Origin of the sequence: Candidatus Planktophila sp. (assembly GCF_040402315.1) — a bacterium.
GTDB lineage: Bacteria > Actinomycetota > Actinomycetes > Nanopelagicales > Nanopelagicaceae > Planktophila.
This window is the reverse complement of record NZ_JBBAMU010000003.1, coordinates 1-15,221: the sequence shown is the minus strand read 5'-3', so window position 1 is coordinate 15,221 and position 15,221 is coordinate 1. Positions and strand designations below refer to the sequence as shown.

The 15,221-nt window shown below is 47.3% G+C and carries 15 protein-coding genes, 3 tRNA genes and 1 riboswitch; of the genes, 6 read left to right on the top strand and 12 right to left on the bottom strand.

The window, feature by feature from the left end; translation table 11 throughout:
• Window positions 1–18: 18 nt before the first annotated feature.
• Complete coding sequence (locus tag AC9UEP_RS01130; protein WP_509543241.1) at window positions 19–1,101, top strand: YncE family protein; 1,083 nt, start codon at window positions 19–21, stop codon at window positions 1,099–1,101.
• Here AC9UEP_RS01130 and AC9UEP_RS01125 read toward each other — a convergent pair.
• A complete protein-coding gene (locus tag AC9UEP_RS01125) occupies window positions 1,079–2,338 on the bottom strand; it encodes a D-alanyl-D-alanine carboxypeptidase (RefSeq protein ID WP_509543239.1) in 1,260 nt (419 codons plus the stop codon). The genes AC9UEP_RS01130 and AC9UEP_RS01125 overlap by 23 nt on opposite strands.
• Window positions 2,339–2,382: 44 nt before the next feature.
• Between AC9UEP_RS01125 and AC9UEP_RS01120 the strand changes: the two genes are divergently transcribed.
• On the top strand, window positions 2,383–3,033 hold the full coding sequence (locus AC9UEP_RS01120) for a TrmH family RNA methyltransferase (protein WP_509543237.1): 651 nt from the start codon (window positions 2,383–2,385) through the stop codon (window positions 3,031–3,033).
• 7 nt (window positions 3,034–3,040) lie between these two features.
• Here AC9UEP_RS01120 and AC9UEP_RS01115 read toward each other — a convergent pair whose 3' ends face one another.
• Window positions 3,041–3,994, bottom strand: a complete 954-nt coding sequence (locus tag AC9UEP_RS01115; protein WP_509543235.1) for a tetratricopeptide repeat protein — start codon at window positions 3,992–3,994, stop codon at window positions 3,041–3,043.
• A 158-nt stretch (window positions 3,995–4,152) separates the two neighbouring features.
• On the opposite strand from AC9UEP_RS01115, the gene nicT reads away from it, so the two are divergent.
• Window positions 4,153–5,340, top strand: coding sequence for a Nickel transporter NicT (nicT, locus tag AC9UEP_RS01110; RefSeq protein ID WP_509543233.1), 1,188 nt, complete (start codon window positions 4,153–4,155; stop codon window positions 5,338–5,340).
• Here the strand turns inward: nicT and AC9UEP_RS01105 are convergent.
• The 10 genes from AC9UEP_RS01105 to AC9UEP_RS01060 all read right to left on the bottom strand — a co-directional run bounded on the left by AC9UEP_RS01105 (window position 5,337) and on the right by AC9UEP_RS01060 (window position 13,093).
• Entirely contained in the window at window positions 5,337–6,239 is a 903-nt protein-coding gene (locus AC9UEP_RS01105; RefSeq protein ID WP_509543231.1) for a DMT family transporter, read from the bottom strand. The genes nicT and AC9UEP_RS01105 overlap by 4 nt on opposite strands.
• A 20-nt stretch (window positions 6,240–6,259) precedes the next feature.
• Window positions 6,260–6,323, bottom strand: a tRNA-Lys gene (locus tag AC9UEP_RS01100).
• Window positions 6,306–7,799: a nicotinate-nucleotide--dimethylbenzimidazole phosphoribosyltransferase gene (gene cobT, locus AC9UEP_RS01095; RefSeq protein ID WP_509543229.1), complete on the bottom strand. Its 1,494-nt coding sequence runs from the start codon at window positions 7,797–7,799 to the stop codon at window positions 6,306–6,308. The genes AC9UEP_RS01100 and cobT overlap by 18 nt, the downstream gene beginning before the upstream one ends.
• Entirely contained in the window at window positions 7,787–8,545 is a 759-nt protein-coding gene (gene cobS, locus AC9UEP_RS01090) for an adenosylcobinamide-GDP ribazoletransferase (RefSeq protein WP_509543227.1), read from the bottom strand. The genes cobT and cobS overlap by 13 nt, the downstream gene beginning before the upstream one ends.
• Window positions 8,542–9,045, bottom strand: coding sequence for a bifunctional adenosylcobinamide kinase/adenosylcobinamide-phosphate guanylyltransferase (cobU, locus tag AC9UEP_RS01085; protein ID WP_509543226.1), 504 nt, complete (start codon window positions 9,043–9,045; stop codon window positions 8,542–8,544). The genes cobS and cobU overlap by 4 nt, the downstream gene beginning before the upstream one ends.
• Window positions 9,042–9,800: an ABC transporter ATP-binding protein gene (locus AC9UEP_RS01080; RefSeq protein ID WP_509543224.1), complete on the bottom strand. Its 759-nt coding sequence runs from the start codon at window positions 9,798–9,800 to the stop codon at window positions 9,042–9,044. Before AC9UEP_RS01080 ends, cobU begins: the two co-directional genes overlap by 4 nt.
• Complete coding sequence (locus AC9UEP_RS01075) at window positions 9,797–10,810, bottom strand: FecCD family ABC transporter permease (RefSeq protein WP_509543222.1); 1,014 nt, start codon at window positions 10,808–10,810, stop codon at window positions 9,797–9,799. The genes AC9UEP_RS01080 and AC9UEP_RS01075 overlap by 4 nt, the downstream gene beginning before the upstream one ends.
• Complete coding sequence (locus AC9UEP_RS01070; RefSeq protein WP_509543220.1) at window positions 10,807–11,727, bottom strand: helical backbone metal receptor; 921 nt, start codon at window positions 11,725–11,727, stop codon at window positions 10,807–10,809. Before AC9UEP_RS01070 ends, AC9UEP_RS01075 begins: the two co-directional genes overlap by 4 nt.
• A gap of 57 nt (window positions 11,728–11,784) precedes the next feature.
• Window positions 11,785–11,924: riboswitch (adenosylcobalamin (AdoCbl) riboswitch) on the bottom strand.
• Window positions 11,925–12,006: 82 nt separating this feature from the next.
• A tRNA-Lys gene (locus tag AC9UEP_RS01065) sits at window positions 12,007–12,079 on the bottom strand.
• Between the two features lie 48 nt (window positions 12,080–12,127).
• Window positions 12,128–13,093 carry an L-threonylcarbamoyladenylate synthase gene (locus tag AC9UEP_RS01060; RefSeq protein WP_509543218.1) on the bottom strand — a complete coding sequence of 322 codons (966 nt, stop codon included), beginning with the start codon at window positions 13,091–13,093 and terminating at the stop codon, window positions 12,128–12,130.
• A gap of 39 nt (window positions 13,094–13,132) precedes the next feature.
• On the opposite strand from AC9UEP_RS01060, the gene AC9UEP_RS01055 reads away from it, so the two are divergent.
• The 3 genes from AC9UEP_RS01055 to AC9UEP_RS01045 all read left to right on the top strand — a co-directional run bounded on the left by AC9UEP_RS01055 (window position 13,133) and on the right by AC9UEP_RS01045 (window position 15,140).
• Entirely contained in the window at window positions 13,133–14,272 is a 1,140-nt protein-coding gene (locus AC9UEP_RS01055) for a glycosyltransferase (protein WP_509543216.1), read from the top strand.
• 14 nt (window positions 14,273–14,286) lie between these two features.
• Window positions 14,287–14,991 (top strand): SIMPL domain-containing protein, encoded by a 705-nt coding sequence (locus tag AC9UEP_RS01050; protein WP_509543214.1) that lies wholly within the window; start codon window positions 14,287–14,289, stop codon window positions 14,989–14,991.
• A 76-nt stretch (window positions 14,992–15,067) separates the two neighbouring features.
• Window positions 15,068–15,140, top strand: a tRNA-Glu gene (locus tag AC9UEP_RS01045).
• The last annotated feature ends 81 nt before the right edge of the window (window positions 15,141–15,221 follow it).

Sequence of the window (15,221 nt, the reverse complement as noted above, 5' to 3'; positions counted from 1 at the left end):
ACTAGTACTCTTGCCGGCATGCATAAGACCAAAGTCACAGTTGCCCTCTGTATAGCAGCTTTGACTCCCCTGCTCTTTGCCTACCCAGTACTTGCAAGTGAGCCAGCTGAATCCAAGATGCAGTTGATTAAGACCTTCACCGGTTCTTTGAGCCCTAAATCGGTAGCCGCATCGCAGAGCGGCTTGGTGAGTGCGCACAATATGATGTACCAACATAGCGTCACAATTTTTGACTCACGTTCTCTTGAATTAGTTACGACAGTCAAAGATTCTGTATCACTTTCAGCGCTAGAGATTCCAGGATTTTCGGGCACTCATCGAGGTGCTCCCGTAGAAGGTGCGTACTCGCCAGATTCACAGTATCTCTACTTCACTAATTATTCGATGTATGGAAAAGGTTTTAGTAAAGAGGGTCACGATGTTTGTTCGCCTTCCTCCGGGTTTGATTCCAGTTATCTATCTCGGATCAACTTAGCAGATTACACAATTGATGCGATCTATCCCGTGGGATCAGTGCCAAAAGTTGTCAGCGTTTCACCTGATAACAAATATGTTTTGGTGAGCAACTGGTGTTCATACACAGTTTCAGTCATTTCAGTTGACAAACAAAAATTAATAAAAACGATAAAGATTGGTCGGTATCCGAGAGGTATTTCAATTTCCTCAGATAGTAAGTACGCCTATGTTGCCGAGATGGGTGGAAGCAATATCCACCGAATTGATTTAGATGACTTTAGTAAGACCTTAATTCCAATCGGATCAAACCCACGAGCGATTCAATTATCGCCAGATGATAAAACTCTTTACGCCACCCTTAACATCTCAGGGAAAGTTATTGCTTGGAATCTGGAAGAGAACAAGGCAATAAAAAGCGTAAAGACTGGTCTTGCAGCCCGGAGTTTGGCACTAAACGGTGATGGCACAGCACTCTTTGTTGTTAACTTCAAAAGCGGAACCATGACGAAGTTACGGGCCGCCGATCTTTCAATTATCCAAAACATTAAAGTCTGCAAAGAACCTATTGGAGTTACCTACGATAATGAGACTGAACGAACCTGGGTTGCCTGTTACGAAGGTTCTATAAAGGTATTTCAGAACTAGCAATCTCTAATTCTGGTTCTAGTTCTGGCGCTGGCACCGGTTCTGGTTGAACGCTAGGAAAAAACGGAGCTGCAATCTTTCCCAGAATCCGATCAACCAGATTTCGTATTCGGTTAGCGACAGAATAAGTCTTTACATGCCTATCTGAAATGATGACAAAGGCATATTCACGATCACCAGACTCAACATATCCTGCTAAATTAGTTGTATTACTCAGTGTTCCAGTCTTTGCTTTCACTAGACCGACTGCATCTGGGGCGGTTTCAGTAAATCGGTTTCGTAGGGTGCCAGAAATACCACTTATCGGAAAACCGTTAATCAGTGGAACGAAGCGTTCATCTGTTCTAATTTTCACGAGTAATTGAGCAACCTGATTTGCGGTGACCCGATTCTCCTTGGATAACCCGCTGGCATCTTTGACAATCATCTTCGAAGATTCGATTCCAAGTTCTGCCAATGCATTTGAGAAAGTATCTGCAACGCCAGCCTGATCAAAGGTGTTGCCTGCAGCTACTGAGCTAAGTCGGGCAATCCGCTCTGAGAGTGTGTTATCACTCCATGCAACTGCATAGCCAAGAATCTCCTCAAGTACAGGTGATTGTGAACCCAGAATTAGTTTCTCTGAAAGAGTGAGCGCTGTCTCCATGCTCACTCTCTTCATTGTGGCAGTAATGCCTTTCTTGCGAAAGAACTGTCTAATATGTTCGCTATCAGATGTAAAAAGACTTGAGTAGTACAACGTGAAATTTTTGATAGATCCAGAGTTCGCATCTTTCAGTGCCTTGAGAGAGTTGAATTCAAAGCGGGGCAAAGATGTCCGGCCCATCTTTTCGGCAAGCTTGGAACTAGTACTAATCCACGGGTCGTAACTCCCCTGAATCACCAAACTATTTGGTTCTGTGCCCACCCAGAGCGAAGTGGGAAAGACCTGATCCATAGGCAGATGCATGACTGCTGCCACACCCATGAAAATCTTTTGAATAGATGCCGGCTTACGTAGCGAATTCGCCCCCTTTTCGTACACGACAGCGCCGTCGAGCTGATCAATGACAACAACTGAAGGGTTTGCTAGGTACTTATTTTCAATATATCTATTAAACACAGATGCAACAGAGTTTGGCTCTAGCGCAGATGCACTTTGTGGGTACAAGCTAATGCTCCCAATTAGGGCTGCTATCGCCATCCAGAGCGAAATTTTCGGTAGGCGTATCTTCACATTACGAAAAACTATGTTCATGACACTCCTTGGTGATAACAGTAAAGTAAGTTTAGAGTGCATCCATGGAAATCAACACACCTGCAGTCATAGGACCCGGTGAATTTTTCCCAGTAGTCGGAGTCGGTCCACATGAGAAGCCATGGCCAACAGGTGCTCAATATGACCCAGAGTTACTGGAAAACGGTGACCGCAGAAATGTTCTCGATTATTACCGATATTGGTCGGTCGCAGCTATTGTCGCCGACCTCGAAAGTAAACGTCATAAGCTACAAATTGCAATTGAGAACTGGCAACATGATTTAAATATTGGATCTGTTGTGAGAACTGCAAATGCATTTAATGTCTCGATTGTCCACATCATCGGCAAACGCGATTGGAATAAACGTGGAGCTATGGTGACCGATCGCTACCTAACAGTGATGCACCACCCCACCGTTGCTGACTTTGCAACGTGGTGTAAAGAAAACAAAATTCCCATCATTGGAATCGACAATGTTCCTTCTTCAAAGCACTTAGAAGGCTCGGCTCTACCTGAAAAGTGCGTCCTTTTATTTGGGCAAGAAGGTGCTGGAATGTCAGATGAGGGAATTGCAGTCTGTGAAGTTCTCTACGCCATTGAACAGTACGGATCAACACGTTCTATGAACGCATCAGCCGCCGGTGCTATTGCGATGTATCACTGGGCCCTGCAGCACTTACCGCGTAAGTCTTAGCGTTGCTTTAGAAGCCGTCTTCTTTAGGAGCTTCGTCACTTTCTAGCGCCTCTCGCACAGTGGCAAGACGACGATCGACTTCATCAGCTTCTTCCATGCGTCCGAGTTTGCGCATCACCGCAACCATGCGAGTTTCAATATCAAGAATGAAATCGAAATCTTTAGGCTCATCTTCAGCAATGATTTGAAGCACGCCATCGAGTGTGCAGAGCCCATCTTCTAACTTCTCAAGGAGTATTTCAGCTTTGCCATATTCAAAGAGGGCAAAAGTTTCCCGGCGATGATCATGGGCAGTTTCAAAGACATCGATTGATTTGCGAGCTGCTTCAAGGGCCTTTTCGCCTTCGCCAATTTCGACATAACAGGATGCAATCTTCTGATCGCAACGCGCAACATTGATAACTTCCTTTTCCATCTTAAACATCTTGCGTGCTTCTTGGAAACAGATAATCGCTTCGTTGTAATTCTTCAGCTCGCGGTGGGAGCACCCGATGAGGTGCATATCATTTGCCGCACCAATGGTGTTCCCATCTACGAGATGTTCTTGTGAGCATTCATACATGGTCTCAATTACTTTTTCGTAATTCTTTGATGAGTACCACCACTCGCCCAAGGTGCAGGCAAGCTCGAGGGCAATCGGAGACTTGTTATCACGCAGAATTGCAACAGCCTTGCTCATTGCAGTGGCTGCTTCATCCATGCGCTTTAATTGATTGAGGTTGTAACCAATAGCTGAATACGCCTGAGCTAAACCTTCACTCTGCGCCGATGCACCCAGCTCTGAAAAAATATCACGCGCAGTTTCAGCCAGCGCTAACGCCTCGTCATATTGGCCACGAGCAAAGATTCGAGCTGAGAGTTCATAGAAAGTATTTGCACGTTCTTCACCTTGGACCTCAGGGATTCGATCCCAGAGCATCTCCTCGGTAACGAGCTCTTCTTGGCCGTAGTCTTCGCCCATTTTTGACCTCCCGTTGGCTTACGCCGTGCTTGGCAGATTCCTGCACTTTAGACCTAACGCTGGCTAGCTCGTGGATATTTCGAGTGGCACGAGGGTAAATTCTCGATTAACCTCTCCTTATTGCGAATCATTTGCATCTAGCTGGAGAGGCCTCATCAATGAATGAAGTAGTACGCGAGCTTCCTCGCGTCCCCCTGCGTGATCGCCTCACACCCGATGAGTGGCGCCGGATGGGGCTCATGTTCGGCTTCATCGCATTCCTGCATGTAGCAGGCGCCTTTCTCATGTGGAAGGCCACAACGGGCAATTATAAGTTAGCGGACGGCACCTTGTTCGGCTGGGGAACTGCCGTTCTCGCTTACACCCTTGGCATGCGACATGCATTCGATGCAGATCACATCAGCGCGATCGATAACACAACACGAAAATTAATGTCAGAAGGACAGCGGCCACTAGCGACTGGTTTCTTCTTCTCCCTCGGACATTCCTCGGTAGTTGCAGCACTTGCAATATTACTCACCTTCGGAATTAAGGCTGTTGGTAGCCAATTGAAAGATGAAGATTCTGCCCTGAACCACTACACCGGCATTATTGGTCTTACCGTCTCAGGCACATTCTTAATGCTCATTGCAATCTTAAATTTAATTGTCCTGGTCTCGATCGTTGGTGTCTTTTTCAAGATGCGCAAAGGGTTATATAACGAAGAAGAGTTAGAGAAGCATCTGAACTCTCGTGGTCTGCTAATGCGCTTCTTTGGTCCGATTGCACGCCGTATTGATAAGAGCTGGAAGATGTATCCACTTGGAATTCTCTTTGGACTTGGTTTTGATACCGCAACTGAAATTGGTCTACTAGTCCTTGCAGGCTCTTCTGTGATTGCCGGTCTGCCATGGTGGGCAGTTATCTCACTTCCACTTTTCTTTGCCGGAGGAATGAGCTTGCTAGACACTATCGATGGTTCATTTATGAACTTTGCTTACGGTTGGGCATTCTCGAAACCAGTACGTAAGGTGTATTACAACATCATCATCACTGGGCTTTCAGTTGCGGTTGCACTCTTCGTAGGTGGCCTTGAAATCTGCCAAGTAATTGCCGAGCAGTTAAATCTCACGGGTGGATTTTGGGAATATGCACTTGCCTTTAACTTAAATTCAGCCGGTTATTACATCGTCGCCGGCTTCGTTGTTGTGTGGGGTGTGGCCCTGCTTCTGTGGCGCTTTGGCAAGATTGAGCAGCGTTGGCACAACTCAGCACATTCGGCCCAAATGGCTCGCGGAGAAAATACTAATCACGCTGCAGCGGGAATTGATTTAGGTCCAATCAAAGATGGATGGAAGATCGACTAACTCTTCTTTAAGGTGATTCGCTCCTGCGCAATGGCTGCACCCAGCAAAACAATGAGAGCACCCACCGGCTCATTCCAGGTAATTGATTCGTTGAGAAAGATGATTCCCACGATAATTGCAACTAGTGGAGTCAGGTAAGTAACTGAGCTTGCGATCGCGCTACCAGCTAGCTGCATAACTTTGTAGTTCCATAAGTAGGCAAAACCACTGCCAAAGACACCCAAACCAATCATTGCCAGTACTGGTCCAATTCGATATTCGTACTTAGAAATTCCATCGAAAAGAAAGAAAGGTAAGAGTGTGATCGCAGCCAAAGTGAGCTGCATAGCCATGAGGGACTCGGTTTGAATCTTAAGTGGAATCACATATTTGCGGGTGTAAGGAAATGAGATTCCGTAGCAACTGACGGCAAGGAGTAAAACAAGTATTGCCCAGCGTGGATTATCTCCCAACCCTTTCCATGCTCCCAGAACGGTAAGGACTCCAAGAAAGCCAATTAATAGGCCCAGCAGTTGTGAAGGCTTTGGTTTTTCCTCTCGGTTAATCACCAAGATTGCAATAATTGTCATCAATGGTGTCACGGCATTGATGATTCCTGCCAAAATCGAGGTCACTGCAGTTTCAGCAAGTGCAAAGAAAATTCCAGGAATGACATTAAGCAAAATTGCAACAACCCACAGATGAAATCGCACCATGCGATCTTTAGGTAGGGAGATTCCTCTTAATTTTGCATAGATGAGAAGTGCCACTGCGCCTAGTGCGCAGCGCACAAAGGCGACTCCGAAGGGGGTCAGGAATTCAAGACCTAACTTGATGAAGATAAAAGAACAGCCCCAGACAATTCCTAGTGTGATGTATGCAGGAATCCAGGAACTCTGGCGCTGCACGGGGGTGTTCATGGTGAGACTGTACTTAATAGTGGGCCCAGACAGGCTCGAACTGTCGACCCACGGATTAAAAGTCCGTTATAGCAAATCTACGATGCGAGCCATCTGGGAGAGCCCCTGACAAGTGGCTCGAAGGATGGGTAGAGCGAGTAAAGCACCGGTACCTTCACCGAGCCTTAACTCCAAATTTAGGATTGGGTCTAAATCAAGATGCTCGAGTGCAATGCGCGATCCTGGCTCAGAGGATGCATGTCCAGCGATTAGAAATTGTGTGATCTGCGGGTTAATCGCTTTCGCAACAGTTGCTGCAGCCAGAGTAATTACCCCATCTAATACCACTGGTATCTGTAGTGAAGCTGCCCGCAATATGTAACCTGCCAATGCCGCAATCTCTATCCCACCTATCTGGGCTAGCAAAAGAATGGGATCCTTCTCATCTTTTGTCCTCTCAATTAACTGCTGAACAATTGTTACCTTTCTTGCAAAAGTTTCATCATCAATTCCAGATCCACGACCTGTGACCTGCGCAGCAGTCGAATCAGTAAGGTGGGCTATCAGTGCTGCTGACGGTGTCGTGTTACCTATTCCAACTTCACCAGTCAAAAGTGCGCGCGATCCGCCCGCGATTAACCTTTCGGCAGTATTGGCGCCAACTTCTAAGGCTGCAATCGCAACCGCCTGAGACATTGCATCATGTGTTCGAATGTCATTGGTGCCACTTGCTACCCTGACGTTGCGCACCTGTGGAGATTGGGAATCACTTACCGCACCGACATTGATAATCTGAAGATACACATCTGCCACCTCCGCAAAAACAGAGACTGCCGCCTTATTTTCTCCCATAACTTCCAGCATCATGCCGGTGATTGCCTGCGGCCAAGGAGTTACTGAGTCATCAGATGCTATTCCGTGATCTGCACCGAAAAGTGCAAGGGCGGCAGGATCAACGGTGGGGGTGTGAGTATGCGTGATGCCGGCAATTTTGGCGGTGACCTTTTCTAACTTGCCGAGCGCACCAACTGGTTTTGCTAATCCGTCAAATGCTTTTTGTGCAGCCTCGTAATGTTGCGTTGAAAAGATTGGTTGCGTGTGTCTGGCACGATCTAATGCGCTCTCACTATGCAACAAGTACTGGTGTACTGACGCATAAGCATCTGGACCAGTGTAGGTAAAGTGCGCACCCGCGGCCAAAGCTGCTTGCTTATCAGTTTCAACATCTCCTATATAGAGTGTGCGCTGGGCGCTCACCTCAAGTTCTTTGATAGCGGCGGTAATGGGTGCGGGATCTGGTTTATGTTTGCCAAATTCGGCAGTTGCGATGATGAGATCAAAGTATTTTTCTAGTCCAACGGTTTCAAGTTTTCGCTCGATATCGGCTGCAGTAATTGTCTGCGTATTTGAAACAATACCAATCTTCACCTGACCACGGAGAGTATCGAGCAAGTTCTGCACTCCCAGCAAAATCTGGACGGATAAGGCTTCATAGGGAGTTCCCGGATTTTCCTGCTTAATTAGCGTGTTACCTAGATCAAAAAGTACACAATCGAAACGTGCAGTAATTAAATCAACCATGACAACCAAAGTTTGTGTGTCGAGATAATTAGAAAATAGAGAAGGACGAGACTTTCAGCAATCTGCTCGGATGCACCCAGAACGTCTCCAACGACGCCACCAATTTTTCTTCGTACATAAAACAAAAAAAGAAGTGAAACAATTGCAACGATTACGCCCAGGAGCAAGAAGTGAAGACCTATTAAAGGTATTAGCAAAGCGACTGTGAGCATTGTTGCAAAAAGCACATGGATGCCTTTAACGGTGCGCGCATAGGTGGCACCCATACCTTCATGGGAAGGCGCAGCAGGTGAGAGCATAAAATAAATCGGAACGAGCCGCCCCAATGTGTGGGCCGAGATAAGTGCGAGCAGAGCAGTCCGAGGGCTGAGTGCGGATAAAAGTGCGAATTGAATGATTAACTGCAAAACAATAGCTAGCACGCCATATGTTCCGTGGCGCGAATCCTTCAAGATTCGAAGACGATCTTCGGGGTTCCAGCCTCCAACTAAACCGTCAAAGGTATCGGCCAACCCGTCGTGATGAAATCCCCCGGTGACAAGGATGGAGAAAAGAAGGGTAAGTGCCGCAGCCGGTGTAGCTGGGATTAATTCATTGAGTCCGACAAATACCAACCCCGAGAAAAGTCCTATTACGGAGCCGACAAAGGGGAACCAAATTGCACTTCTTTGAATCGAAACTTCGTCCTTGTGAGTTATCGGAATTCGAGTTAAAAAAGCAAAAGCGACTTTCACATCATTGATCATTTTAGTTCCTGGGCAATTCCAAACTTCATGAAGTAAACCTTGTCCGCAGCTTGCGCAAACTCTTGATTCATGATGCCAGAAAGATCTCGGAACTGACGTGACACCGGATGCATCGGCACAATACCTTCACCCACCTCATTACTGATAAATATTGTATTTCCCACTCGAGCACGGGCGGCAGATATAACGGATTGATTGGTATCTATTTCTTCACTCATCATATTATTTGATAACCAAAGCGTTAGACAATCCACCAGAACAGTTGCCCCAGGATTGATTTGCGCTAATACCTTGGTTAAATCCTTCGCCTCTTCAATCAACTCAAATGCAGTTCCTCGATCTAATTGATGTTTTTCAATTCGCGATTTCATCTCATCATCGACAGCCTCAGCAGTGGCGATAAAGATCGGTTTTCCCACACCGGCTAACGCAATTGCCAACTCCTCACCTTTTCGGCTTTTTCCACTCCGCGCACCACCGGCGATGAATATCAGAGTCAAAGGCTGGCCGTGGCCTTGTTCGCAACAATGACTGGGCGACCATTTTCTAAGGTGTGAATTGTGATGCCATCATCAAAGGCCAGCTTTAGCTCTTGGGAATGGATTACTTCGTGTGCCTGGCCATCTAGTAATACTCTTCCTTGTTGCATAATTATGATTCGCTCTGCATACATGGCACCCAAGGTGATGTCATGCATTGTCGAAACAATGGTAGTCCCATTCTTTTGTGCTCTTTCGATGTGATTAAGAGTAGAAATTTGATGGTGCAAATCCAGGGCTGAGGTCGGCTCATCTAAAATCATAAGTTCAGCCTCCTGGACTAAGGCGCGAGCAATCAGGACCCGCTGCATTTCTCCACCCGATAGTTGTGTCACTAATTGTTGACGCATTGCAGCTAGCTGCATCTCTTCCAGAATCTCCATCGCATATTTACGACTTGTGTTCGATTCGCGTCCCCAACCGTCTAGGCGGGCACGTCCAAGCATCACATATTCAGCGACATTCATCCCTGCTGGAACTTCAGGGCGTTGCGGAACAAATGCCACGTTTCGTAAGTTCTTATAGACCTCAACCCCGTCAATAGTGATAGATCCGTCGTATGGTTTATTACCTAGAAGTGTTTTTAAAAAGGTTGTCTTACCCGCGCCATTTGGTCCCACCAGGCAACTCCAGCTGCCGCGTGGAATGTCCAAGGTGATCTGGTTGAGTGCGTAGAAATCACCATAGTGAAGGGAGAGGTTCTTAATTGTAATCATTTGAGAACTCTTTTGGCTCGCAACACAAATAAAAGAAATGGCGCACCTACAAAGGCGGTGATTACTCCAATAGGTAATTCGGCGGGAGATAACAAGGTGCGGGCACCAAGGTCGGCCAGAACAAGAAAAGCGGCACCAAATAGCGCCACTGTGAAGAGTGCGCGATTCGTTGCCCGCTTAGTTATTCCCCGAACTAAGTGCGGCACGACAATTCCGACAAAGCCAATCAAGCCGCTAGCTGAAACTGCCGTTGCAGTAGCCAAAGTGGCCGCGCCAATTGCAATTATTCGAACTTTATTCGGTGAGATGCCCAGTGAAAAAGCTTCCTCATCGCTGAGCAGTAACCCATCTAATAGTCGGGACATTCGAATTAAAACTGCTAGCGCCAGAACAATGTAGAAGCTTGCCCATTTAACTACCTGCCAATCAGCTACGGTCAACTGTCCTAAAATCCACGAATACACGGGGCGAAGAACTTCACTATTACGTTGTTGCAAATAGGTTTGAACGGCGGTTGCAAAAGAGCCTATGGCAATTCCAGAGAGTAACAACATCGCAGGATCGGCATAGGATCTACCTGAGATTAAAAATGTTGCGGCCACGGCAAGTGCTGCGCCGATAAATGCAAAGAGCGGTAGCGCTGCATAAAAGCTTGAACTTCCACCAGTTAATGCAAGTGTCGCACCCAACCCAGCACCAGCGGCTGCGCCCAGCAAGTAAGGGTCGGCGAGTGGATTGCGAAAGACTGTTTGGTAAACTGCACCACTGGTTGCTAGTGCGGCACCAACGAGTGCGGCTAATAACACGCGTGGCAGGCGCAGTTGCAAGAAGAGGGCCTTCTCCTCATCTTGCAACCCGCCACTTAAACCAAACAAGGTGCGTAGAATTTTTACAAAATCTAGTGAGATAGGACCAAAACTGACAGCTAGCAGCAATACGGCAAAGAGGACTGCTCCAACTACCGCTGTAATCTGCCAGTGCCAGATTCGGTCAATCTCACCTGTTTTCAATTCTTCACTGCCTCCAGAGAGTTGCCGATTAACTTATAGAAATCAACAAGACGTGGTCCCCAGCGTGATGGGATATCTGCAGGTAGCGCAATAATTTTCTTATTTACAACTGCGCTCATCTGTGACCATCCAGCGCGTTGAGATACTGAATCTACCGTTGTGCCATATTGCGCATCGGCCAAGAAAACTACCTGGGGATCACTCTTGAGCAAGTATTCAGCAGATAACTGCGGATATCCCGATGAGTCAGCACCTAAGGCCGCATCAGCAATATTTACAGTTCCAAAATCCTGATAGACCTTGCCGATAAAGGTATTAGATGTAGCTGAGTAATAGGTCTCATCCAACTCGTGGAATATGCGAACTTTTGAATCCTTCTTGGCTTTTGCAAGAATACTTTTGATTGATTTCGCCATTGATTCGTTTAGTTTCGTGGCACCGCCGGCACGATCAGTTACCTTGCCTAAGGCGGTATTTTCAGCATACACATCAGTCAGAGTCGCCGGCGCTTTTTCCATCAAAACAGCAACACCTAACTTAATTAAAGCGTTTCTAATCTGTGGTGCTTTGACAGAATCTGAAGCAAGTAAAACAAGATCTGGCTTCAATTCAAGAATTGCCTCGACATTTGGTTCGTAGGCACTGATCTTGCTGATAGGCGCACCAGTTGGATAATTTGAAAGATTATCAACTGCCAAGATTTGTGACTTTGCACCGATTGCATAAAATATTTCGGTAGCACTTGGTGATAACGAGATAATTTTTGTTGGTTTCTTTACCAATTTGGTGGTGTAGCCACCAAACTTGATTGTGAGCGGATACTTCGTCCCCACTGCTTGCGCGGGGCTAGCTAAGATAGATGCGAACACAATTGCAACAATTGCAACTGTAAGAGCGCGTAGGCGTGCATTGAACATAAAAAACTCCCTCTAGATTAAAAGGGAGGAAAATGGGGCAAAAAGCAGTAGCGCTTTAAGACCCGACCCTCCTCCGGGATCGGATACATCGGCGTTCTGCCAGGCGACCTGGCTTAGATCTTTCGATCATTTACAGTTGCGGGACAGCGCCGGAATTAAACCGGACTTCGCTAGACACAACGCCACTCATTACTTGTAGTTTCCTACGGTACTAAGTGGAGGAAAGTTAACAGAAAGCAACTGTTAACTCAATCTATGAGCACGTGTCGAAAAGATGAGTGGGCCCAGACAGGCTCGAACTGTCGACCCACGGATTAAAAGTCCGTTGCTCTACCGGCTGAGCTATAGGCCCCACATACAACTAGCGCAAACTGCGCGCTAGAAGCCGAACTTTATCACCTTAGCGACCGCGGCTGGCACGCAGTAATCGGTCGCGAATCGCGACAGAGATGTCATCTCCTGCTGGCTGGTGCACAACAACACGGGTTAATGAGCGCTCATCAGCACTTCGTAGCGCAGCGTAAAGAACGCGCGCAAACTCTTCATTGTTTACAGGTGATGCAAGGCGCACAGCACCGTCAGGTGTGGGAACACTCGCTAGTGCAATAAATCCATCACCAGGTTCTGGCTCACAATTAAGTTCCACTGCGGCGGCCGGTGAGTAGTGATTTTCAAGTGAGCCACTTACTCGAATATCTGTCTCGGATTCTGCAAGGTGTAATCCGGTGACCTGTGTGATCATCGCTCCGGTAATTGCGCCAGATCTCAAAATTCGTGGAGCACTACCCGTGCAATCAATAATGGTTGATTCAACGCCGACCTGCGATGGCCCGCCATCAAGAATGAGATCGCCAGCGATTAAGTAATCTGAAAGTTCGGCGCTGACAGCTGGTGCAGATGTCGGTGAGACATGGCCAAAGCGATTAGCGCTAGGGGCGGCAATACCTTTGCCGCCAAGCTTCTTAAATTCTGCCAGCAGCGCAAGTGCCACAACATGATCTGGGACGCGTAGGCCAACGCTGGCTTGTCCCCCAGTAATAAAATCTTGCGCGAGATCTGTTCTCATTAAAATAAGGGTCATAGGACCGGGCCAATATTTACGTCCCAGCAAAATTGCATACTCTGGAATTTCATCGGCCCACTCAGAAATATCTGCCATTTCACTCACGTGCACTATCAGTGGGTGATCCGTGGGGCGGCCCTTTGCTTTATAAATTCTGGCAACTGCGGCGGCGTTTGTGGCATCGGCGCCCAGCCCATAGACAGTCTCAGTCGGTAGCGCGACCAGTGAACCAGCTTTTAGTTGCTGGGCAGCGCGCGTAATTGCATCTGCTGTGCACTCAGATACGAATTGCCCGCTGCTCATGAGTTCAATTATCCAGCCTTTTTGCGAGAAGATAACCACATGGCCGAGCGCATAAAAGTGATGCAGATTATCGCCCGCATGAATGTGGGTGGACCTGCCGTCATCGTGGCTGAGTTAATGCGAGGCCTTGATGCATCAAAGTTCGATCAAGTGCTTGTCACCGGCTATTGCGATGTCAATGAAGCAGATTACCTGGAAGAAGTAGCCACAGATATTAAGGCAACTCGGATTGCCGGCCTCGGAAGATCAATATCGCTAGTTACTGACCTAAGGGCATTTATTAGTCTGGTTGCAATGATTAAAAAACTACAACCTAATGTAATTCATACTCATACTGCGAAAGCTGGCGTCCTGGGCCGCCTTGCTTCGATTATCGCCGGACGCGGTGCAATCCGAATTCACACATTTCACGGCCACTTGTTACACGGGTATTTTTCTGGATGGAAAACCCAATTAGTTATTGCAATTGAGAAAGCGCTAGCTGGGCGCACTCATCACCTCATTGCCATTGGCACGGTTGTGAAGAACGACCTGCTAGCTGCCGGTATTGGCAAGCCAGCGCAATACAGCGTCTTCTTCCCAGGGCTTCCTGAGCCAAAGAGGTTCGAAAGGTCCGAACTACGTAAAGAGTTAGAACTTGATCCGGCAACTATTTACTGCACATTTGTCGGTCGACTCACACAGATCAAAAGACCTGACCGGTTAATCAATGTCGCAACCGAGATGGCAAATCAGAACGTGGCCGTCCACTTCTTGGTGGCCGGTGAAGGAGAGTTATTTGAAAGCTCTCGTGCGCGAGCAATTGCCAAGAAACTGCCGATTACATTCTTAGGGTGGCGCAAAGATATTGACCAACTATTTGCAGCCAGTGACATTGCAATTCTGACAAGTGATAATGAAGGAATTCCACTTACTCTAATTCAAGGAGCACAAGCTGGGTTACCCATTGTTGCTCCAGCTGTCGGCTCTATTTCAGATATCGTCGAAGATTCAAAGACAGGCTTTCTTACCGCCCCCACCGCAAGCGCCATGGCAGCACGGTTAAGACAATTGGTGGCTGATTCAGAGTTACGAAGTCAGCTGGGCGCCGCAGGCAGAGAGCGAGCACATACATACTTCTCATTAGAGCGAATGCTCCGAGATCACACAGGACTCTATAACGCACCCCACAAGAAGTAAGGGATAATAGCGTCATGACAACTCGTAGCCGTATCTCAACTCTTGCCGTGTTAACACTTACCATTGCAGCTTTGGTGGCTCCATCTGCCAATGCCGCCGCCACTCGATACATCACCATCAGCTCACAAGGCAGTGTCAAAGTTATCCCAGATGCAGTGCGAATCAACGCGACTTCTACAAATATTGCTGCGACTAGCAAAGAAGCTCTGGCTGCAACGGCGAAGACTTCTGCTGCGGTCCGCGCTGCTCTTACTTCGACCAAAATTGATAAGAAAGATATTGCCAGTACAAGTGTCTCGGTCTACCCAGAATACAAATACGATAACAACACCACTGTTCTCGTGGGATACCGCGCATCGCAATCATTCACAATTACTGTGCGAGCAGCAGCTACCGCCGGCGATGTCATTGATGCAATAGTTTCAGCTGGTGGCGATAGCCTTCAACTCAATGGCGCTACTCCTTTCGTTCTAGATAACACAAAAGCGGCAACGGCTGCTCGCACAGTTGCAGTCAAGAATGCTCGTGCAAAAGCAGCATCATATGCATCACTTCTCGGCGTAAAGCTTGGAAAAGTTAATTACCTTGTAGAAAACTCTGCACCAACTCCTTACGTTCCAGTGATGGCAGTTGCAAAAGCAGAATCAGATGCGACAGTCGTTGATCTTGGCGAACAAGATGTCACTGTCTCTGTCACAGTGCAGTGGTCACTGCTCTAAATCCCATATTTATAGGGCCTTTTTAATCGAGTTTGGTCGTGCACCCTTAAGCCGGTACGATTTGCGAGCCTCAAACGTCCCCATCGTCTAGGGGCCTAGGACATCGCCCTTTCACGGCGGTAACACGGGTTCGAATCCCGTTGGGGGCACGCAGTACCAGTTTTAAAGAAGTAAAGGCTTTAAGGTGACATAAGAGCCACTTATGTTTATCAATTACTTAAGGCCCGGTA